The following is a 21,559-nucleotide window of genomic DNA, read 5'->3' on the forward strand; positions in this document are numbered from 1 at the left end:
AATTACAGCAGCTTCAGGTGCAAATCTTATGAAGAATTATTATTTGTTATACGGCTAACCCTTCTTTAAGAGTATTTAGCAGAGCTGAAGATCTAATAGAGTCTCCGTTACTATCATATTTGATCATAATCTTTGTGACATTTTTTGAGATTCTGTAGATAATTATTTTTAGTCGATCACTAGGGTCATTATTGTCTATAGCTACTATAGTTGCTTTGTCATTAGTTTGACTATTTTCTACTAAATGGTAAGGATGACCATTCTCATTATAAGTAATACCTGTCTTGATACTATTGATTGTCATCTGATAGACTTTGTCAAAATTATAATTAAGTTCTGTAATGTAGTATCCATTTTCATACTCAGTATCATCAATCGAGACACAGCTTGTATTCATGACAGTTATGAGTATTATTAGAGTTATTCTTAGGAATGATTTGGAGTAGTTCTTCATAATGTAATTTCCTATATATCGCAGATTTTTATAAAAAATTTCTAATATATATTTTCACACTAAAATTATCTTTGAAAAACATATAAAATAATAATTATGTATTTCCAAATTGGAAATAGTGTGGATAGGTTTGATTGCATGAAAAGTTTCATTCTAGTAGCTAAGAATCGTAGTTTTACGGTAGCAGCTAGAAAACAAGGTTTTGGATTGGCAAAAGTTAGTAAACAGATTAATTTTCTTGAAGAATGGTTATCATCATCACTTTTTATACGTACTACAAGAAAAGTAGAGTTAACAGCCAAAGGAGAAGCATTTCTTGACTACGCACAAGATATTGTAAAGCGTGTCGAAGATGCACAAAATGATATTGAGAATAGAGATATACAGCCAAGAGGTGAGATAGCAGTCTCAATAACAGCAGGACTCAATGTGGCTTTTTTTATTGAGCATTTTGCTAATTTTTTATCAAAATATGATCAAGTAAAGCTCAATATACATAATATTAATTCCCCACTTACAGTATTAGAAGGTACATGTGATGTCTCCATAAGTTCTATAGATGTTGCTGACCCTAGACTGGTTAAATATGTTTTTTGTTCGTTTAAGCGTAAATTGTATGCATCACCTAGATATCTTGAGAAAAAAGGAATCCCTAGATCTTTATCAGAACTGTCTCATCATAATACTTTAGTAAATACCCTCACTCACCCCAAAGGTTGGCAGTTTGGTAAATCAGCTGTAAATCTGAACTATGATTATTTATCTAGCTCAACAGATGAATTAAAAAATGCAGCCATACACGGACTGGGAATTATTTGGTCGATTGACCCCTTAGTTAGACAAGAGGTTAATTCTGGAGAGCTGATAGAAATTAAGATGGATGAAGCTCAAGAAGATGTTAAGTTGTATTGCTATTTTTTACAAACATCAAAACAAGATAAGAGACGTATTCTTGCAGAATATTTGCTTGAGAATGTAGATATTCTCTAAGCTTAGTATTATTTTATCGGTATCATAACTTCATTAGTACGTAAGAATGGTATTGTCCATGGCGGATTATACCCAGCTGCCTCAGGTTGACCATCTATCTCGTAGTTGTTGGCTTTTATCCATGTTTTAAGTTTAGTCGTATTGCTATCTATAGAGTCTTTATTTAAGAAACCACTAAATGTAACTACCGCCATTTTAGTTTCAGGTTTCTCAACCAATTTGATTTTATCACTAGTTGGTTTTGGAGCATTTTGTAGAGTATATTGAGCCGGTAGTACAAAAGCTATAGTCCATGATTTATCGTCTCCAGCTATCATTACTGGAGCTGTCATCTGAATTTTTTGTGAAGATTGTTCTATTTTGACAGGAGCAGTCATTTGTATATCTTGTTTAGCAATGTTTGCACCAGTTATGTATCTAAACAAGTAGCCAAAACCTTTGTTGACAGCAGACTTATAGTCAGAGTCTTCGACAGTTACTTGAGCTTCAGTAAGAGGAGCATAAACTCTAACAGAAAAATCATCATCTTTTTTAATGTTTGTATATTTAGCTTGAGGAGTATTATTAATTCCAACTATGCTACAAGATGATAATGCTAAAGCGGATAGTACCGATAAAGATTTTTTTAACATATCTTACAATCCTTAGAATTTGCTGTAAAAGATATCTATACTTGTCATTATAAATCACAATATGGTTATCTAAGAGTTAAAGTTTTGTAAGGTTACGTTGTTATAACTGTGCAAAACTTAAATAAAATAAGGTTTAAATATGACTAAATTACTCAAGATAATAGCGCTCCTTGCTGTTATGGTAGGAGCCTCTTACGCTTCGGTTGAAAAGCCTCTTAATCTTTTGGTCGAAAGAGCTTCTTTGATGCAAGGTGTCGGAATATGTAAGCATAAGCTTAATAGTCCTCTATATGATGCAGATCAAGAGCTTAGAGTACTACAAAATGCTCAAGCTTTAGCAAAAAAGAATCATTTAGAATCTAGCTCGTTTCTGATTTTTATCCAATTACAAATGGATTTATCTAAGCAAATAGAAGATTATTATGCGAAAAATGCAACTCAGCAACAGCTTGAGCAACAAAGCTCAGATTGTTTGTCTATATATCGAGATAAGATTAAAAAAGTTGATGAACAACTCTATCCGGCAATAAGTCAAAACATCAGCGAAATTAATAAAGATAAAGACTTAACTAAAAAGCTTAGTGAGCTTGTGAAAAAACAAAATATTAAAGGTATCCCTCAAGATCCAAGCTATCTAGAATTATTAGCAAATAGTTTGCAAAGTATCAAAGTAGATCAATAAGTTGACTTGAATAATTTAAAAGAAAAAACTTTAAGCTATTAATTATTTTTTATCCATTTTTGTCTTAAGTCTAAAGTAAATGGATATTCTTTGTTTTTAGGCATTTTATGGTAGTTAAACTGTTTAGAACTACCTTTTTTATCTACAATAACCCTATTGGTTTCATTATTATAGGTAGTATTGCCAGTAGCTGATACAACAGGATCATTTTCAACAAGATCGCCTTGAGAATGATTGAAATCCCAGTATCTGTTAATTCTACGTGATTCCGCTTCGTATGAGTTAACAGGGAATGTCTCATAACTTCTGCCACCCGGATGAGAAACAAAGTAGTTAAAGCCACCTATAGATCTATTATTCCATTTATCAACGATATCAAAAGTTAATGGAGTATCAACACCAATAGTTGGATGTAATGCTGACCACGGCTGCCATGCTTTGTATCGAACACCACTGACATACTCTCCTTCAATATTTGTCTTTGATAATGGGATTTGTACACCATTACATGTTACAGCATATCTTTCATCGTTAAAGTTTTGGATTTTCAGCTGTAATCTCTCTACAGAAGAGTCAACATATCTTGCGGTTCCTTGAGAGCTAGATTCTTCACCTAATACATGCCATGGTTCTATAGCAGCTCTTATCTCGCAGTGCATATTGTTGATAGTAGTCATACCATATAGAGGGAATCTAAACTCAAAGAATGGATCAAACCATTCAAGTTTAAACTCATAGCCTTCATCATTTAGAAACTGTACAACTTCTCTAATATCTTCTTTTACATAATGCTCTAATAAGAACTTATCATGTAATCTTGTCCCCCAGCGTACTAAGTCATGCTTGTATGGTTTTTTCCAAAAACAAGATACCAATGCTCTTACTAATAGCATTTGCAATAGTGCCATCTGAGAATGAGGAGGCATATCAAAGGCTCTAAGCTCTAAAATACCTAGCCTACCTGAGCTACTATCTGGTGAGTAAAGTTTGTCGATACAAAACTCACTTCTGTGTGTGTTACCAGTAATATCAGTCAGCATATGTCTAAATAATCTATCAACTAACCAGAATGGTACATTTGTATCATCATCTGGTATTTGTGAGAAGGCTATTTCTAATTCGTATAGATTTTCTAATCTGCCTTCATCGACTCTTGGTGCTTGAGAAGTAGGACCAATAAATGCACCACTAAATAAGTATGATAAACCAGGGTGATGTTGCCAAAATGTTATTAGACTTCTAAGTAAATTAGGTCTTCTTAAAAGTGGCGAATCACTTGGTTTGGCAGCACCTAGAGTAACATGGTTACCGCCACCAGTACCAGTGTGTTTGCCATCAATTGCAAATTTCTCAGTACCAAGTCTACACTGTCTAGCATCTTCATATAAGCTAAGTATATTATCACTTAGCTCTTTCCATGAGTGTGCTGGTTGGATGTTTACTTCTATAACACCTGGATCTGGAGTTACTTTTATTCTATCTGTTCTATTATCTTGAGGTGGCTCATAACCCTCTATAATAACTGCCATATTTAGTTTCTTAGCAGTTGCTTCTATAGAGGCTATCAGATCTAAGAATGCTTCAGTATCATTTATCGGTGGTAAGAATATACATAGCTTATTATTTCTAATTTCTGTAGAAATAGCAGTTCTTACAAATGCACTATAAGTGTTATGAGGTGTAGTATTTGAGTTAATCTCTTTTGCTCTTTGCTCAACCGGAGTTATATAGTCGCCAAGGTTAGGGTATGATGCAAACAAGTCTGTTTCGACAGATTTTTCAATTTCGACATGAGGTTTAAGGATTAATGAGTCTAAAGGAAGTCTAAAGCCAAGCGGAGAATTACCTGCTAATAAAAACATATTTCCTCTTCTAAACTCCCATTTGGAGCCTATCCATTTTGTTTTACCAAAATCTAAGGGTAAGGCATAACCAACTTCTTCATCTAATCCAAAACTCAACTTCTCAGCTATAGTACGTCTTTCTAAAGAATCTTTGAGACTATATTTCATTGGATCGACATCTACAGGAAGCTCAGCTTCTTTCATTATGTAGTAGATAGGATCTTCATAAGCAGCTATGATATTTTGATCGCTAACTCCCAAAATCAAAGATAGTGTAGATAGAAATTTTTTAGCATCAGTAGTTTTATATGGATATGATTTGCTCATATCTGCCAATAGTTCAGGATTTTTCCATACTGGATTGCCATCTTTTCGCCAATAGACAGTAGTTTGCCATCTTGGAAGAGGCTCTCCTGGGTACCATTTACCTTGAGCATGATGTAATAATCCACCGTTGGTTGTAGATGATAATAGTTTTCTAGATAGTTTATTCGCCAGCTCTCTTTTGTGTGGACCATCAGCTTCTGTATTCCACTGAGCTGATTCCATATCATCTATAGATACGAAAGTTGGCTCACCTCCCATTGTTAATCGCACATCATTTTCAACCAGGTCCCTATCAACTTTGAAGCCTAAATTGTAAATATCTTGCCATTGGTTTTCTGTATATGGTTTGGTAACTCTTGGAGACTCAAATATTCTTGTGACCTTGTTCTCGTAGAAGAACTCTGTTTCACAGACATCAGTAGCACCCTCGATAGCATGAGCACTATTATAGTGAGGGGTACACGCTAGAGGGATATGGCCTTCTCCAGCAAAAAGCCCACTAGTAGAGTCTAGACCAATCCAGCCTGCTCCAGGTACATAAACTTCAGTCCAAGCATGTAAGTCTGTAAAATCTTCTTCTGGGCCATTAGGTCCATCTAATGAATCAACATCAGCTTTTAGTTGTACTAAATAGCCAGATACAAATCTTGCTGCAAGTCCAAGATGTCTTAGAACCTGTACAAATAACCAAGAGAAGTCTCGACAGCTACCTAGTTTCTTATCAAGTGTTTCTTTAGGTGTTTGTACACCTGGCTCAAGGCGGATAGTATAATCAAGAGTGTCGTATATTTTTTGATTTATTTCCACTAAGAAGTCTATTATAGGTTTCTTAGACTTATCTACTGATGCAACAAAGTCTCTTAATTCTTTTGAATCATCTTCTAACTCTAGATATGGTGCTAACTCTTTTTTCAAATCTTTTTTGTACTGGAAAGGGTAGTCCTTTGCTCCTTCTTCAACAAAGAAATCAAAAGGATTAATGGTAATCATGTCAGCAATAATCTCAACATCAATACTAAACTCATCAGTTCGTTCAGGAAAGACTAATCTTGCTAGATAGTTTCCAAAAGGGTCTTGTTGCCAATTAATAAAATGGCTATTTGGCTTAATTTTAAGCGAGTAAGATTCTATCGGTGTTCTGCTATGCGGAGCTGGTCTTAATCTTATTATATGAGGAGATAATGAAATTTTCTTATCGTACTTATATTGAGTTTTATGAGAAATAACTACTTTTAAAGCCATAATAAACCTACCTTTTATGCTTCTGTAATGAGATACATAGATAAAAATAATCATCTATATAATCTAATAATACATAATTTTAAGGATTTTATGAAAAGTAAGTTGATTTCTAGAGATAAAAAAAAATAGATAGTATCAAAATAAAAAATATGAAAACCTAATTTACTATAAGCTTTCATATTCAATTGTCATGATTGGATATATGTCGAAATAACAAAGTAAAAATATGGTTTACTATCACCGTAAATTAAACTAATATATAGTTTCAACATCGATTAATCATTTGAGAAATTTAATGAAAATAATGTTCTCAGCAGATGGTATCTCTAAATCAGATTTAGAGAAAACAGCCTCTGTTTCAAAGTATGTTGACTGTGTTAAAATTGGTCATATTTTATGTTCAACTCTATCATTTAAAGAAATTCATCAATTAGTTGGCGATAAAGATATTTTTTTGGATTTTAAATTACACGATATTCCTAATACAGTTAAAACTGCAATAGAAAACTACTCAAAAGCTATCCCAAATTTTAAATACTTCACATTTCACGGTACTGCTAGTGATGAAATGGTCAAAGCAGCACTTACAGCAGATACTCAAGCAATACCATTAGCTGTGATTACTCTTAGTAGTGATGCTAATTTTGATAAGGCAGATAGTCTAGCAAAATTTCAGAGATGTGTGGATTTAGGTGTGGAAAACTTTATATGTCATCCACATTTAGTTGCAGATGTTAGAGCAAAATTTGGGGATAAAATTAAATTGTATGTACCCGGTGTACGACTTGAAAGTGACTTAAGTGATGATCACTTTAATGCTTTGACACCTAAAAAAGCTAAAGAGCTAGGTGTTGACTACATTATCGTAGGTAGACCTCTTCTACGTGCAGATGATATTGTTGAGAAGCTAAAAGAATTTGAGTGTTAAGATGCAAAATCAAGATCTTAAAAGAATAATAATCTCGCCACCGTTTGGCAAATATCTTAAATTTACCGAAACCTCTAATGTTTATGGTTCTTTTACAGTTAATAGACGCTGGGGGCTTATCAAACAAGCTCTTAAAACTATCCGTAAAATAGATAAAAATGCTTGGCGTAATAAGATTGGTTTGCGTAACCCAGGGTTGGCAAATGCAAAGCCACCGAAAAGGTCGCAAGATATTATATCTTTGGCTGCATTAGAGATGTCAGACTGGAATAGTTTTGCAGAGACTTTAAAGTTACCAAAGTTTGCCAATCATAAGAATATTGAGATAAATATAGGTTGTCCTAATGCTAGTATTGTTGATTTTCCAGCTGAATTAGCTTCGATATTTGCTGATAGAAATATCAGTATCAAAATGCCACCAACTGTAGATCATAATGCTAAGATTAGAGAGTATCTTGCAGTAGGTATTACAACTTTTCATTTATGTAATACTATACCTACAGCTAAGGGTGGTATCTCAGGTTATCCTTTACATGAATATAGTTTGCCTGCTATCAAAAAAGCTAGAGAAGAGTTCGGCGATTGTATCACTATTATTGGCGGTGGTGGCATTTACACGCTAGATGATGCCAAGAAATATATCGAGACTGGAGCGGATCATTTATCGCTAAGCTCTATAATGTTTAATCCTATTAAGGGTAAAAAATTAGTTAAAGAGATTGTTAAAAATTTTGGTTAGATTAATTTTTAAAAGCCTTTATTATTTGATTTAGCTACTTATTTTTTTCATGGCAAAAAAAGTATGCAAAACTGCCTAGCACTACTAATCGCTAATGTGCGCCTTAAATTATCTAGTATTAGTCTTATGTAAGAAGTTAGTAGCCTTTCTTTTTAAGTAGTAGCTTATCTGTATTTTTATAAGACTGAGGGGCAAAATCTCCCATCCATTCTTTAACTGCTTTGAAGTTCTCGATAAATGTTTGTTTATCGCCATCTGATACTTTCTCAGCATTAGAGTTTACAAATTCAGCAAATTCGGCGATAGTTTGTTGTCTTTGCTTATCTGACATAATAATATCAGCATATAAGCCTGGACCTTGGCTAAAAAGTCTACCAACAATATTGAGTTCCATTTTATATACAGGGCTTGCTAGCTTTAGCATTTTTTGGATATCAACATTCTTATGTTTAAGAAATAGACCTAGACAGTAGACACTAAAATGCTCAATACCTTGGATAAAAGTCATAGCTTCATCATGCTCTTCGGCAGTCATCTTTTCGATACTAAAGCCAATTCTCGCTAGATCATCGATAAAGTATTGATACTTATCTTGCTGTTTACCAGCACAGACTACAATTACCTGATTATCTGGAGAGCTAATAGTTGGACCAAATATGGGATGTAGACCCACTACAGGACCATCATAATTAGCTAACATACTATCTAAAGGTTCTTTTTTGATACTAGTATAGTCAGCTAATATAGTGCCTTCAGAAAGATAGGGTATTGTTTTTTTGATAATTTCATCAGTTAAATATATTGGTACAGATAATATAACAATGTCTTGATTAGCAAGTTTTTGCTCGGGCGTTTCCCAATCACTTTCATCAAAAATAGTTAGTGCATACTCAGGTAGGAATTTACTAAAGATATTTTGAGTCATTTGACCCATTTCACCATTACCACCAACTATACAAATTCTTTTTTGCATGTTTATACCTTAAAAGTAAAAGTTACAGGACCATCATTTGTCAAAGACACTTTCATATCAGCACCAAATATTCCTGTTTGGACTTTATCATATTTATTCTTGAATATATCTACAAACTCTTTGAATTTTTCTTTTGCAATTTCCGGAGGACAACCACTACTAAAGCTTGGCCTATTACCTTTCTTTGTATCAGCAGCAAGTGTAAATTGTGGTACAAGAATTATCCCTCCATCAATATCTGCTAGTGATAAGTTCATCTTGCCTACATCATCTTCAAATATACGATACTTGATGATTTTATCAGTCATTTTTTCGAAGTTTTGGTGGGTGTCTTCTTTCTCAACACAGACTAGTGCTAAGATACCTTTATCTATATCAGCAACTTTTTGACCATCAACTACTACATTTGCGCAGTTTACTCTTTGTATGATACTAAGCATATCAATATATTGTTTTTGTTAAATCAATCCTTAAATTGTATCAAAAACATCTGTATACTCTTACAAAAATATTTGCTAAATAAAATCTCTAAATGAAAAAAATATTTCCCTTGGTTCTTTTTGTCATTTTGTATCTTTTGATATGGGATGGGCTAACTCTCTTGATTCATTCGCCTTATAGTATTTCTCCTGATACTGCAGAAAATATTATGTGGGGCATGCATCCAAGTTTAATGTATGATAAGCATCCTGGTTTAGGAGCACTATTCCTTAAGTCATTTGTATTACTTTTTTCACCATTATTAGCGAATCTACTGGCAACATCTATTTGTATAGTTGTTACATGGCTCTATGTATACAAGATAATGAGGCTATATTTTGAGCATAAAGAAGCTATTTTTGTTACCTTACTATCATTATTAAGCTTTTTTTATATGGGAGAATTTTTTCTTCAATATAATCAAAATATAATACTGCTACCATTTTGGACAGCAAGTGCTTATTTTTTTATAAAAGCTATAGATTCTAATAGAACTATCTATTGGCTTTTAACTGCTTTAATAGTTGCTTTAGCAGTGTATGCTAAGTTTCAAATAGCTATAGTAGCAGTAGCAATGCTGGCGTATTTAATATTTAATTATAAAGCTTGTTACACTAAGAATATTTTGTTATCAGCTATATTTGGTTTTGTATTACTAATACCAGGTATGGTTTCTTTGTATGAGCTTAACTTTATCACTATACATTATGCCGCAGCTAGAGTTGCTGAGCCTAATTCTAGTATGCTTTTTAATATATTTAATGGTTTATTTGATAGTATATTTCAGCTACTTAATTTTGCTGTTGCTATAGTTATTCTTGTATATTTAGCTTTTAGAAAGAATTTAGTGAGAAGTGACTCTAAATTAGTCAATAACCAAAAGGCTATAGTTTATATAGGAGTTGTTCCATATATAATTTTTTGTTTATTAGAAGTGTTTAATGGAGCATTACCAACAGAGTGGTTAGTGTGTGCTACAGCATTATTTATTCCTGCTATATATGTGTTATTAAAGCTGAAAGTTTCTAATATTTCTATATATAAAATAGTGATGTTCGGTTTGATTGTGAATCTGGTTTATTTTATTGTGTTTAATATAAATACTTTCACAAATAATAGAATAGAGCATAATAACATTGGCAATGGTATTGCCGTAGTAGCCGATAATTTAATTAAAGATAATCACTTAGCTTACCCAGAGTATGCATCAGGAAGCTGGGATTATGGACTTTATCTGACAGCATTTATGAGTAAACACCCTAACTTTGTAAGAGAGTGGTACAAGTTAAGCTCTAAAGGCTCTACTATGGTTATGGTTTTCCCTGGCTGTGGTGGTGAATATGGTTATATAGATAATGATATCAAAACACTCGGCTATAAGGTTATTTATAAGACTTGCCAAAATGTACAATTAACAGATAAAATAAAACCTCAAGAGAAACCTTTTACATTCTATTTTGTTGAGAAGTAGACTTTCTTATATGTGCCATAAAAATTATAACTATAATAATTACACATAAAACTGGTCCAAGTATAATGGGAACCTGTTTGTCTATATGTTGACCTAAGAATCCAGAAATAAATAAGCAGATTGAAGCGCCGATTGAGCCAGACATTATCAAGAAAGAAGACACTTTAGGACTTGAGTAATTAGCATTATTTATACCATAGCCTAGAAGTGTAGGAAACATCGCCGCACATCCAAATCCTAATACTACACCACCTAATATAAATCCATAAAGACTCTCAGCAATCAAGAATATTATAAATCCTATCAAAGTAATAAATGAACTTATCATAATATAAACAGCAGGCTTAATTCTTGTAAGTACGAATAGTCCTACAATCAATCTTGAAATAGCAATAATACCCCAAAATAAGCCGATAATAAGACCGACATCGGTGACTTTTAGGTGCTTAGCTTCTTGTAAATATGGTGAGAACCAATATGAAACAATATATTCGATATATACATAAATCATTATCGCTAATGCAATCAGCACTACACTAAGATTTAGAAGTTTTGGTTTAGATGATTCGAGCTTGTTATCTACGTTATCAATTTTGATTGAACTTTTATCTTCAAATTTAGTCAAAAATATAATTACTAATAACACTAAGTATAAGCATCCCATGCCTATAAATACTGCACGCCATGAGAAGTGTTCAACTATATGACCACCAATAAAGGGTACAAATGCAGATCCTGCGCCAAAGAAGAAATTTAGAACATTTAGGCGTGATTCACTTTTGCCACTTTTAGCGTATGCTGCATGAATAGTCTGACTAACAGCAGGAACTAAAAAGCCTACACAAGTACCATTTAAAAGAGCACACAAAGCGTAGATATATAAAGGAAATCCTGCTGCTATAGTAAATTGAGCGATAAGGCCTATTATCAAGGCAATTAATAAGGTATTTCTGCAACCTAAAGAGCTCATTGTTTTTGAGCTTAAGGCGTTACCTATCAAGAGACCTAATATATTCAACACATCAATATAGACAATATGTGATACATTTACATGATAATGACTAGAAATTTGAGGTGATACTAGTCCTAATATAGCTCCAAAACCACCTGTAATAAAAGCAGCTATGAAACAAATACTTACGGCTTTTATTTTTAAGTTTTCTGGGACTATAAAAGTTGATAATTGATTACTTGTATTAATTGATGCCATTTTGAGTCTCTATAGTTGTTTATTAAATTTATTAATCTTTGCTAGATGAGTTTCAAACAAAAAACACCAAATGTAAGATTAGATGATAGAGTCTTTTATTAAACTACTTATTTTGTGGTAGTAATTTTGCTATTAGTTCAGGTACAACAACATCAACTTTAGCGTGATATTTATCTAAACTAAAGTTACCACAGTCATACTCAGCAGTAGCGAGGATTTCTTTTGTTTTAGCATCAGAAAGTTTATAATCAACTTTTGATAAGTGTTTAACACCCATCCAATGCATATCTGCAACATACTCTAAATTTGCTTGACAATCTTTGCTTTCTCCATTGTAAACTTTTACACCTTGTTTCTCTAGAACAGAGGTTGTCTCATCAACAAATCCATCGACTGTCACTTTAGGATTATTGATAATACAAATACTATTAATCTTTTCCTTTGCAGCATTTATATGAAAACTCTCAGCATTTGCGACACTATATGATGCGATAAGTACACCAAGAATCAAAAATTTTTTCATAACTTTCATCCTAAGTTTTTTAATATACACTTATGATTCTAATAATATTTAATTAAAATATCAATCGAACTTCACTGCAATGAAAAGAGGTAGATACTCTTAAACATTATAGGATTAAATCATTTCCATATTAAACTAAGCTCATGTAGCTTGACAGTTATATCATTTTTATTAGCTACATTTATCTGTAATGTATTTTCTATTATATTAGAAGGATCAAATCGCATCGTAATAGACTCTTCACCTTTATTAACAAAAAGCTCTATACTAGTTGTATCTAAGAAAATATCTACACTTACATTTTGAGATGATATATCTACTATAGAAGCCTCTGTCATGACTTCCGAGAAGTTATTTTTTACAATTAACTGATTATTTTGATAGCTAATATTAAAGATATGATTTTGATTAGTTTTAAGAAGATTTAGTTGCCATTGCTCTTTAGAGCTAAAATCTAAATTTAGTTCTATTAGATTTGAAAGCAGAGCAATATCTTGATCGAAGCTTCTGAGTTCTATAGTTTTATTTCTAAGGTTTTTATAATTATCTACAGGATAAGATAAAAGTTTATCTTCGTTCATTCTAAGCTGTCTCATTAAGCTCATAGCACCTGCAGAATCTTCTTTTGCGCGATTTTTAAAATCTTCCCAACAGTTCATCCAGCCTATAGCATACCTATTACCATTAGCTTCGAAAGTTTGTGGAGCATAAAATTCCTTCGCTGAATCTATGTATCTAAGGGGAGTCTTAGGTATAAAATGTTTACCATCAAAATCACCAATATAGTAATACGATTGATAATTAAAATCTTTTTTATCTTTAGTTTCAAATATTGACAAAATAAGAACATATTTACCATCAAGGTAAAATAGATCTGGACACTCTAATGTTCTACCTGAGAGAGTTTTTTCTTGAAATAAGATACTATGATAAATCCAGCTCTCAGCATCATCAGATCTATACAGTACAACGCTTGGGTATCCATTTGCATAGGTGCCAATAATTAGGTAGTAACAGCCAAATTTTTCATCAAACCATACTTTAGTATCTCTAAAATCATAAGAACAAAAATCTGGCTTACGATTTATTACGGTTTTGGGTTTTGAGAAGTGAATACCATCTTTGCTTTTGATGAGATTTTGTTTTTCTATAAAGATATTTGGAGTATTGTCTAAATCTTCAAAATGCTCTGTATAAGTTAGAAAAAGCTCATTATTGACAACTGTAGCACTTCCTGAGAAGGCGCCACCAATATATCTATCATCAAGATCGTTTTGTGGGTAAATAGCAATAGGTAGATGTTGCCAGTGTACCATATCTTCAGATACAGCATGTCCCCAGTGTAGCATTGGTGTATGCTTGCCATAAGGATAATGCTGGTAAAACATGTGATATTTACCCTTGAAGTAAACTAAGCCATTTGGATCATTTAACCAAGCTTCTTTTGCAGTGAAGTGATATTGTAGACGTTCAGTATTTCTTATATTTGAATTATCATGAGAATGACATGACTGCCATTTACCATGTTTTAGGCTAAAGCAGATACCTCCCTGTTCAAGCAAAGAATCATCATACAGCCAACCGTTCTCTATACTTACATTTTGGGTATCACAAACAATTTTTAGGATATATTCCTTATTAGCTTCTAGTAACCACTCAATATGATAATACTTAGTTTTTAATGTAGTTGTTTGGATTGGGTGACATTCTACAACTATATCATTGTGATAGAGCTTAAATTGCCCATGCTGATTGGTATTATAGTCAAAAGATATTACACAGTTAGTTTTGACACTTAGGCTAAAAGAATTTTCATTGAGTTTTGTTATAAGCATTTTCAAAACAATAAAGAAGTATATAAGAAAAGTTTAAGTGACTAAATATCTATAGTCAATTTATAATCATTAAAACAAAATTAGGCTTACTATTTTGCATAATGTGTTATAGATTATATTGTTATAAATTTAGTAAAGAGAATTGATTTTGATAAAAGATATAAAGGTAAGGCAGTTTTCGGTATTGTGGTTTATAGAGTTATGGGAGAGATATGCTTTTTATAGCTTCCAAGCTTTATTTATGCTTTTTATAACAGCTAGTCATATTAGTGAGTCACAAGGATATCTAATTTTTGGGATATTTGCTTCATTAATTTATATTACGCCAACCATAGGTGGATATATATCTGATAAAGTTATCGGTATAAAAAATGCTTTAGTTACTGGTGCAATTCTACTGTTATTAGGCTATGTTGTATTAGCAATGTCTAATGATCTTAAGCATATTAGCTGGGCGTTATCATTAATTATTGTTGGTAATGGTTTATTTAAGCCTGCTCCAACAGCGTTAATTTCAAAGATTTTTAATGACAATCCTGCACAGTCACATTCAGCATTTACACTTTATTATATGGGTGTAAATATAGGGAGCTTTTTAGCAATAGCATTTACTCCTATTATTGCAAAATATACTAGTTATTCATATGCTTTTATAATTTGTGTTATAGGTATGATTTTAGCACTATCAAATTATGCTTGGCGTGCAAGATTATTAAAAGATATTGAACCTGAAAATAAAAAAATAACCAATAAAACTAAAGCTCTAGTCTCATTGGTATGTTTATTACAAATAGTCATTTGTTATGCTTTATTTCAGATGACAGATATATCTCTGTATTTGATAATAGTTGTCTGTTTATTAACTTTTTTGTACATGCTGAATGACGCAAAAAATACTTCGAGTAAAAAAGAAAAAATACTACAGATAATAGGTGTGATTTTAGTAATTGAAGCAGTTATCTATTTTATTATTTATAACCAGATGTTTTCTACACTAGTTTTATTTGCTGATCATAATGTAAATCTTAATTTGATTGGGTTCAACGTTTCTCCAGCAACTTATGCGGCACTAGACTCTTTTTGGTTAGTGGTTCTAAGTCCTATTTTGGCAATACTGTATAAGAAGAGTGTGAGTCATTTATCAATTCCTTATAAATATTCTATAGGTACAGTGATAGCTGGGATAGCTCCATTAACATTATACTTAGTGATTATGCTAACGCAGAAAAATGGCTTTATTGATGGTAATTGGATGATTATCTATTTCTTCTTTGGAGCATTAGCAGAATTGTTGGTTGCTGCTTTAGGTTTTTCTTTGATAGCGATTTATTTTAGAAAAGAGATAGTTACGCTAGGCATGGGCTTTTTTATGCTTGCATTAGCTTTTGGCGGCGCATTATCTGGTAAACTAGGTCAGCTTGTAGCTATGCCAGAAGGTAAGATTGATCCTATTATGAGTTTAAATATCTATCAAAATTACTTTTTATGGCTAGGTGTAATAACTATCATTTTAGGTATCGTATATGCTTTGGTAGCTAGACTAGCTACTAGTATAGCCAAGAAGAATAACATTTCTTTAGGATAATATAATAAGAGTTTTATAGTCTATTTATAATCTCATCGGTAAACTCTATTGTTGAGGCTAGTTTAGTTCCTTGAGTGTATATATCTGAAGTTCTAAAGCCATCTTCAAGAGTCTTATTGATAGCACTTGCAATGGCTTCTGCCTCTGTTACTAAGCCAAATGAATAAGAAAGCATTAATGATGCAGATAAAATCTGCGCAATTGGGTTTGCTTTGCCCTGACCTTTGATATCATAAGCAGAACCACCAGAAGGCTCATATAGTCCAAAACCATCTTTATTTAAGCTTATAGATGGTACTAAGCCAATAGAACCAGGTAATACAGATGCTAAATCAGAAATAATATCACCAAAAAGGTTACCAGTAACCATTACATCAAATTGACTAGGATTAAGTACCATTTGCATTGCACAATTATCAACATACATATGATTAACATTTACATTTGGATAATTTTTAGCCACTTCATTGACAATATTTCTCCACAGCCTTGATGTATCTAAGACATTAGCCTTATCTACAGATGTAAGTCTATTTGAGCGTTGAGTGGCTCTTTCAAATGCTTGTACGACAATATTTCTAATCGTATGTTCATCATACTCAGCAATATCAGTTGCACATCTTACACCATGTTCATCTGTAAAAGTTCTATGCTCACCAAAGTAGATATCTCTAGATAGTTCTCTAAAGATTTCAATATCTGCACCATTTGCAATACAACTATCCTTTAGTGGACAAGCTTCTTTGAGTGCTGGAAAAATCTGGCTAGGACGGATGTTTATATTAAAACCAAAGTGTTTTCTAAGAGCTAGGATACTATTAGCCTCACAGCCTTGCCATTTTTCTTCATTTTGAGCTTCAACAGGTCCGCCAACAGAGCCAAAAAGTATTGCATCAGAGTTTTTACATATCTCTAATGTTTCTTCTGGACAGTGGCTTCTATATTTATCATAAGCAGCACCACCAACAAGAGCTTCTATATAGTTAAATTTATGATTATATTTTTTAGCAATAGAATCAAGAACTTTGATTGCTGATTCCATTACTTCAGGTCCGATTCCATCACCTGCTAATATAGCAATATTTTTTTCCATTTTAGCCTCTTTGTGATTGTTCAAATTGTTTGATTATATCTAGATGTTCAATAAGATAAGTCATGTCATCAAGTCCTCTAATCAGGCAATCTTTACGGAAAGGGTCATAATCAAAATTATAAGTATCACCATCTGCACTAACCGTTTGCTCTTGTAAGTCAATAGTTATACTAAATTTTGGATCTTCAGCCTTATCACATAATTCTTTGACAGTATCTTTGTCTAATGAGATTAACAATAAGCCATTTTTAGCAGCATTATTGAAGAATATGTCAGAAAATGATGGTGCAATTATAACTTTGATACCTGCTTGAGTTAATGCCCAAACAGCATGCTCTCTTGATGAACCACAGCCAAAATTATCTCCAGCAATCAATATTTCAGAATTAGAGTAGTCAGGGTTATTAAAAACAAAACCACTATCTTTTTCCTTTAAGTTATGAAATAAACTTTTACCATAACCATCTTTTGTTGTTTGAGTTAGAAAGTTTGCAGGAATAATCATATCTGTATCAATATCACTTAGCCATAAAGGAATTGCGCTAGATGTTAGTTTTTTAAAAGCTTGCATTCTTATAGCTCCTTATCTAATTTATCAACACTACAAATCTTACCCATAACAGCACTAGCAGCAACTGTTTGTGGTGAAGCAAGATGAGTTATACTTCCTTTACCTTGACGGCCTATAAAGTTTCTATTTGAGGTACTAATACATCTTTGACCTTCTGGAACCTTATCATCATTCATTGCTAAACACATTGAGCAACCAGGCATTCTAAATTCAGCACCAGCATCCGCAAAGATCTTATCTAAACCTTCTGCTATTGCAATATTTCGTACTTGCTCTGACCCAGGAACTATATACATAGTTACATTTTTAGCAACCTGTTTGCCTTTTAAAACATTAGCCACAGCGCGCATATCTTCTATACGACCATTAGTACAGCTACCAACAAATGCCCACTGTATTTCTTTACCAAAGATATCTTCATCGGCATTAAATTTAGTATAGTCATAAGCTTGTTGAGCCAGTTTGTGTTGATGAGTAGGTATATCCTTCAAGCTTGGAATCTTAGCTGAGATACTGATAGCATGTTGAGGGTTTATTCCCCATGTAACCATTGGCTCAAGTCCTTCAATATCGACTTTGATAGTTTTGTCATAGTGAGCGTTTTCATCACTGATAAAGCTATTCCAATATTCTACAGATTTGTCAAAATCCTTACCTTGAGGCGCATATTTTTTACCTTTTAGATAACTAAAAGTTTTCTCATCAGGAGAAACCAAACCCGCTCTTGCACCACATTCTATCGACATATTACATAACGTCATACGCTCTTCCATAGTCATATCTTTGATTGCTTGGCCAACATACTCGATGACATAACCACCAGCACCACCAATACCAATATTAGCGATTAGCTTCATGATAATATCTTTAGCAGTAGCTGACTTTGACGGCTTACCAACAAACTCTACTTTCATTGTCTTTGGTCTATATTGCAAAATACAGTTAGTAGCAAGTACATGTCCAACTTCAGATGTTCCAACACCAAATGCTAAAGCTCCAAATGCACCATGAGTTGAAGTATGAGAGTCACCACATACAAGAGTTATACCTGGTAATGTAAAGCCAAGCTCTGGACCTATGACATGGACAATCCCTTGGTGTTGGCTTTCAAAATCATAAAAATCAATACCAAATTCTTTAACATTGCTTCGTAATTTCTCAACTTGAGCTTGAGCAGTTTTATCTTTCATCTCTAATCTATTGATTGGTGATGTTGATATACTATGATCTACAGTCGCAATAATCGATTTCGGGTTATTGATAGGTATATTTAACTCTCTAATTTTATCAAAAGCTTGAGCAGATGTTACTTCATGCATTAGCATTCTATCTATATATAAAATATCAGGAAAGTCAGGTATATGTTTTACAACGTGAGCATCCCAGATTTTATCAATAATATTTTTTGCCATTTTATTTCCTATAGTTTGTTTCTATATATAGCTTATTAGTCGCTGTTATTAATGCTTTAAGTGAGGATATCTCAATATCTTGATCTACAGCAATCCCTTCAACGACCGGACTATTTTCACCAGTTTTGATTATAATGGTGGTTTCAGATTTGGAGTTAATCCCAGCATCTTTTAATGACCTAGAGAAGTAATCTGAAATATTTATCTCTGGTATATGCTCCTGTATACCTTTTAATAGTGCTGAAAGAGCTGAGTTATCGCCATTATCAGTAATTCTATAATCTGTATTACCAAAGAATTTTCCTTTAAGCTCAACATAGGTTTCACCATTAGATTTACCGTAGTCTATAGCTGATACATTAATAGGAGATTTAATCTGTTTATAAGCCTGTATTAGTTCTTCATCTGTGATACCTTTTCTACGCTCATGATAAATATCTTTTATTTGCTGAGCTATAGCTGCTTTTTCTTTATCATCACAAATATAACCATTTTCTTCGATAATTTTCTTAGCATGGTTACCACCTGATAATGGACCAAAAATAAAGCTAATTTCATTACCGACAGATTCTGGGTGGAATGGCTGATATGCTAGAGGGTTTTTTAGTATCGCATTGGTGTGCCCACCAGAAGTGTGTCGTGCTGAGTTTAGACCTGTGATAGGGTGGTGAGGTTGTCTTGATAACATTCTTTTGCCAATAAAATCTGAAATAGTTTTAAAATTAGCAATATTAATATCATTATAATAATGACAATCTTTTTGTTCACCAAAAAGGTTTATAAACATCACACATTGTTCTAATGATGCGTTACCAGCTCTTTCACCAACACCATTGATACAGCCCTCTACTTGTGTTGCAGGACCATCAAATACAGCGTTCATAGAGTTCTCTAATGCTAATCCCAAATCATTATGACAATGTGCTGACCAGATTATATTTTTATCAGGGAATTCTTTTTTGATGATTTCAGCATGTTTAGTCATATTTTTGACAAAGTAGTTATCATTTTCACGCTCACAAGCTCCACCAATAGTGTCAGGACAGTTGATAACTGTAACACCAGCAGATACTGCAGCCCTAAAAACATCAGTAACATAGTCAAAAGTATCACCTAGTCTTGAATATCCTTCTGCGCTAAACTCGACTTCAAAGCCTTGATCACTAGCTAGCTTAATCAACTCATAAACATTTTTGATATTCTGCTCGTTATCATTTTTGCTACCAAGACTAGCTTGAGCTAGATTTGGATCTACAGGCAAATACATATGAACTCTAGCTTTACCTATTGCTAATGATGGACGTAATGCATCCATTGTGATCTCTACTTGGTTTTTTCTTAACTGACATAGTCCAGCAATAACCATATTAGAGTTTTTCTCAGCCATTCTTTTTGAGATAGTATTTACTATTTCAAAATCTGTATTACTTGCTGAAGGGAAGCCTGCTTCTAGGACATCGATATTTAGCTTATCTGCAAGATCTGCATACGCAATATTATCTTCAAAAGACATTCCAGCTCCAGGAGACTGTTGCCCATCTCTAAGAGTTGTATCAAAAATATAAATTTTCTTTTTATCCATTTCACTGGCTCCTATACATAAGTTAAAGCATCTTTATAAGCTTCGCCTTTTTTAAGTTTTTCAAAGACTTCTTTTATTTGATTGGTTATTGTGTGGTCATTACTTTTTAACTTATTATCATCTATACTTGCCACAGGAGTGATTTCAGCAGCAGTTCCACAGAAGAAAGCCTCATCTGCATTTATTAGCTCATCAACTTTAAACAAGCGCTCTGTAACTTTATAGCCCAAATCTTTAGCAATTTGGATTATAAGCTTACGAGTTATCCCATCTAGTATAGTTCCTAATGGAGTTGTTATAACTTCATTATCTTTGACAAAAAATACATTCATAGCAGCACCTTCAGCCACATTGCCATCAACATCTAGAAGCAGAGATTCATGGTAATGCGTACCAAGAGTCTCTCTAGAAGCTAATATACTGTTGACATAGTGACCACCAATTTTCGCATCACAGACAGTAGAGCGAGGGTGAATTCTTATATATTTACTAACTTTGATATCTACTTTATCAGCAGCCATATATTTACCCATATCTATGCAATAGATAGTGATATCAACAGGGTGATCTTTCGCTGGTAGAACACTAACCCCTCCTTCAGCAAAATATGCCAACGGTCTTATATAGCAAGATTTTTTGCCACTAGCTCTGATAGTATCTAATACAGCTTGGCATAGTTCATCAAGGGTATATTTACACGTCATGCCTAGGACACTCATCGAGTACATAAATCTTTGCATATGCTCTTTTAGTTTTAAAACACCTACACCATTAGGAGTATCATAGGCTCTTATACCTTCAAATACAGATGACCCGTAATGCAAAGAGTGAGTATCTATACCAACTTTTGCTTTTTCATAGGAGATTATCTCGCCATTTTTCCAAATTTTATCTATCATATTGACCCTCGATATTTTGTAATTATTTAAAATATATTTTTATGCAACAATGTCTAAAATTATAGACAGAGGAGTTTTGTGCTGAGG

Annotated in this window: 18 protein-coding genes and 1 pseudogene; 6 read left to right on the top strand and 13 right to left on the bottom strand. The window is 33.0% G+C overall.

Annotated features, from left to right (window positions below; translation table 11 throughout):
- Positions 1-46: 46 nt before the first annotated feature.
- Positions 47-454 (bottom strand): DUF3568 family protein, encoded by a 408-nt coding sequence (locus F3D59_RS00425; protein ID WP_149368996.1) that lies wholly within the window; start codon positions 452-454, stop codon positions 47-49.
- Between the two features lie 120 nt (positions 455-574).
- Between F3D59_RS00425 and F3D59_RS00430 the strand changes: the two genes are divergently transcribed.
- The gene (locus F3D59_RS00430) at positions 575-1,444 is read left to right on the top strand and encodes a LysR family transcriptional regulator (protein WP_150463675.1); all 870 of its coding nucleotides are present in this window, start codon (positions 575-577) and stop codon (positions 1,442-1,444) included.
- An 8-nt stretch (positions 1,445-1,452) separates the two neighbouring features.
- Here the strand turns inward: F3D59_RS00430 and F3D59_RS00435 are convergent, their stop codons facing one another.
- Positions 1,453-2,076 carry an SOUL family heme-binding protein gene (locus tag F3D59_RS00435; protein ID WP_150463375.1) on the bottom strand — a complete coding sequence of 208 codons (624 nt, stop codon included), beginning with the start codon at positions 2,074-2,076 and terminating at the stop codon, positions 1,453-1,455.
- Between the two features lie 139 nt (positions 2,077-2,215).
- Between F3D59_RS00435 and F3D59_RS00440 the strand changes: the two genes are divergently transcribed.
- Positions 2,216-2,758, top strand: a complete 543-nt coding sequence (locus tag F3D59_RS00440; RefSeq protein ID WP_150463376.1) for a chorismate mutase — start codon at positions 2,216-2,218, stop codon at positions 2,756-2,758.
- A gap of 38 nt (positions 2,759-2,796) precedes the next feature.
- Here the strand turns inward: F3D59_RS00440 and F3D59_RS00445 are convergent, their stop codons facing one another.
- Positions 2,797-6,171, bottom strand: a complete 3,375-nt coding sequence (locus F3D59_RS00445; RefSeq protein WP_150463377.1) for a DUF2126 domain-containing protein — start codon at positions 6,169-6,171, stop codon at positions 2,797-2,799.
- A gap of 295 nt (positions 6,172-6,466) precedes the next feature.
- Here F3D59_RS00445 and pyrF point away from each other — a divergent pair, with 295 nt between their 5' ends.
- On the top strand, positions 6,467-7,099 hold the full coding sequence (gene pyrF / locus F3D59_RS00450; protein ID WP_187985986.1) for an orotidine-5'-phosphate decarboxylase: 633 nt from the start codon (positions 6,467-6,469) through the stop codon (positions 7,097-7,099).
- A 1-nt stretch (position 7,100) separates the two neighbouring features.
- Positions 7,101-7,843 (top strand): annotated as a pseudogene (locus F3D59_RS00455) (diguanylate cyclase).
- Positions 7,844-7,974: 131 nt separating this feature from the next.
- Here F3D59_RS00455 and tyrA read toward each other — a convergent pair.
- Both tyrA and dtd read right to left on the bottom strand, forming a co-directional pair.
- Positions 7,975-8,811 carry a bifunctional chorismate mutase/prephenate dehydrogenase gene (gene tyrA / locus F3D59_RS00460; RefSeq protein ID WP_150463379.1) on the bottom strand — a complete coding sequence of 279 codons (837 nt, stop codon included), beginning with the start codon at positions 8,809-8,811 and terminating at the stop codon, positions 7,975-7,977.
- A 2-nt stretch (positions 8,812-8,813) separates the two neighbouring features.
- Complete coding sequence (gene dtd / locus F3D59_RS00465) at positions 8,814-9,251, bottom strand: D-aminoacyl-tRNA deacylase (protein ID WP_150463380.1); 438 nt, start codon at positions 9,249-9,251, stop codon at positions 8,814-8,816.
- 92 nt (positions 9,252-9,343) lie between these two features.
- On the opposite strand from dtd, the gene F3D59_RS00470 reads away from it, so the two are divergent.
- A complete protein-coding gene (locus F3D59_RS00470) occupies positions 9,344-10,762 on the top strand; it encodes a glycosyltransferase family 39 protein (RefSeq protein ID WP_150463381.1) in 1,419 nt (472 codons plus the stop codon).
- On the opposite strand, the gene F3D59_RS00475 is transcribed toward F3D59_RS00470, so the two are convergent.
- The 3 genes from F3D59_RS00475 to F3D59_RS00485 all read right to left on the bottom strand — a co-directional run bounded on the left by F3D59_RS00475 (position 10,737) and on the right by F3D59_RS00485 (position 14,330).
- Positions 10,737-11,972 (bottom strand): MFS transporter, encoded by a 1,236-nt coding sequence (locus F3D59_RS00475; RefSeq protein ID WP_150463382.1) that lies wholly within the window; start codon positions 11,970-11,972, stop codon positions 10,737-10,739. The two genes, F3D59_RS00470 and F3D59_RS00475, sit on opposite strands and share 26 nt — an antisense overlap.
- A gap of 103 nt (positions 11,973-12,075) precedes the next feature.
- Positions 12,076-12,495, bottom strand: a complete 420-nt coding sequence (locus F3D59_RS00480) for a hypothetical protein (RefSeq protein ID WP_150463383.1) — start codon at positions 12,493-12,495, stop codon at positions 12,076-12,078.
- A 119-nt stretch (positions 12,496-12,614) separates the two neighbouring features.
- On the bottom strand, positions 12,615-14,330 hold the full coding sequence (locus F3D59_RS00485) for a glycoside hydrolase family 32 protein (protein ID WP_191092405.1): 1,716 nt from the start codon (positions 14,328-14,330) through the stop codon (positions 12,615-12,617).
- 148 nt (positions 14,331-14,478) lie between these two features.
- On the opposite strand from F3D59_RS00485, the gene F3D59_RS00490 reads away from it, so the two are divergent.
- The gene (locus tag F3D59_RS00490) at positions 14,479-15,915 is read left to right on the top strand and encodes a peptide MFS transporter (protein WP_150463384.1); all 1,437 of its coding nucleotides are present in this window, start codon (positions 14,479-14,481) and stop codon (positions 15,913-15,915) included.
- Positions 15,916-15,928: 13 nt separating this feature from the next.
- On the opposite strand, the gene leuB is transcribed toward F3D59_RS00490, so the two are convergent.
- The 5 genes from leuB to F3D59_RS00515 are packed head-to-tail and all read right to left on the bottom strand — an operon-like array spanning position 15,929 to position 21,472.
- Positions 15,929-17,008 carry a 3-isopropylmalate dehydrogenase gene (gene leuB / locus F3D59_RS00495; protein WP_150463385.1) on the bottom strand — a complete coding sequence of 360 codons (1,080 nt, stop codon included), beginning with the start codon at positions 17,006-17,008 and terminating at the stop codon, positions 15,929-15,931.
- 1 nt (position 17,009) lies between these two features.
- Positions 17,010-17,579, bottom strand: coding sequence for a 3-isopropylmalate dehydratase small subunit (gene leuD / locus F3D59_RS00500; protein WP_150463386.1), 570 nt, complete (start codon positions 17,577-17,579; stop codon positions 17,010-17,012).
- A 2-nt stretch (positions 17,580-17,581) separates the two neighbouring features.
- Positions 17,582-18,991, bottom strand: a complete 1,410-nt coding sequence (leuC, locus tag F3D59_RS00505) for a 3-isopropylmalate dehydratase large subunit (RefSeq protein ID WP_146421587.1) — start codon at positions 18,989-18,991, stop codon at positions 17,582-17,584.
- Between the two features lies 1 nt (position 18,992).
- Positions 18,993-20,573: an alpha-isopropylmalate synthase regulatory domain-containing protein gene (locus tag F3D59_RS00510; protein ID WP_150463387.1), complete on the bottom strand. Its 1,581-nt coding sequence runs from the start codon at positions 20,571-20,573 to the stop codon at positions 18,993-18,995.
- An 11-nt stretch (positions 20,574-20,584) separates the two neighbouring features.
- The gene (locus F3D59_RS00515) at positions 20,585-21,472 is read right to left on the bottom strand and encodes a branched-chain amino acid transaminase (RefSeq protein ID WP_150463388.1); all 888 of its coding nucleotides are present in this window, start codon (positions 21,470-21,472) and stop codon (positions 20,585-20,587) included.
- Positions 21,473-21,559: the final 87 nt, after the last annotated feature.

This window comes from Francisella sp. XLW-1 (genome assembly GCF_008711455.1).
GTDB classification, from domain to species: Bacteria; Pseudomonadota; Gammaproteobacteria; order Francisellales; family Francisellaceae; genus Francisella; species Francisella salimarina.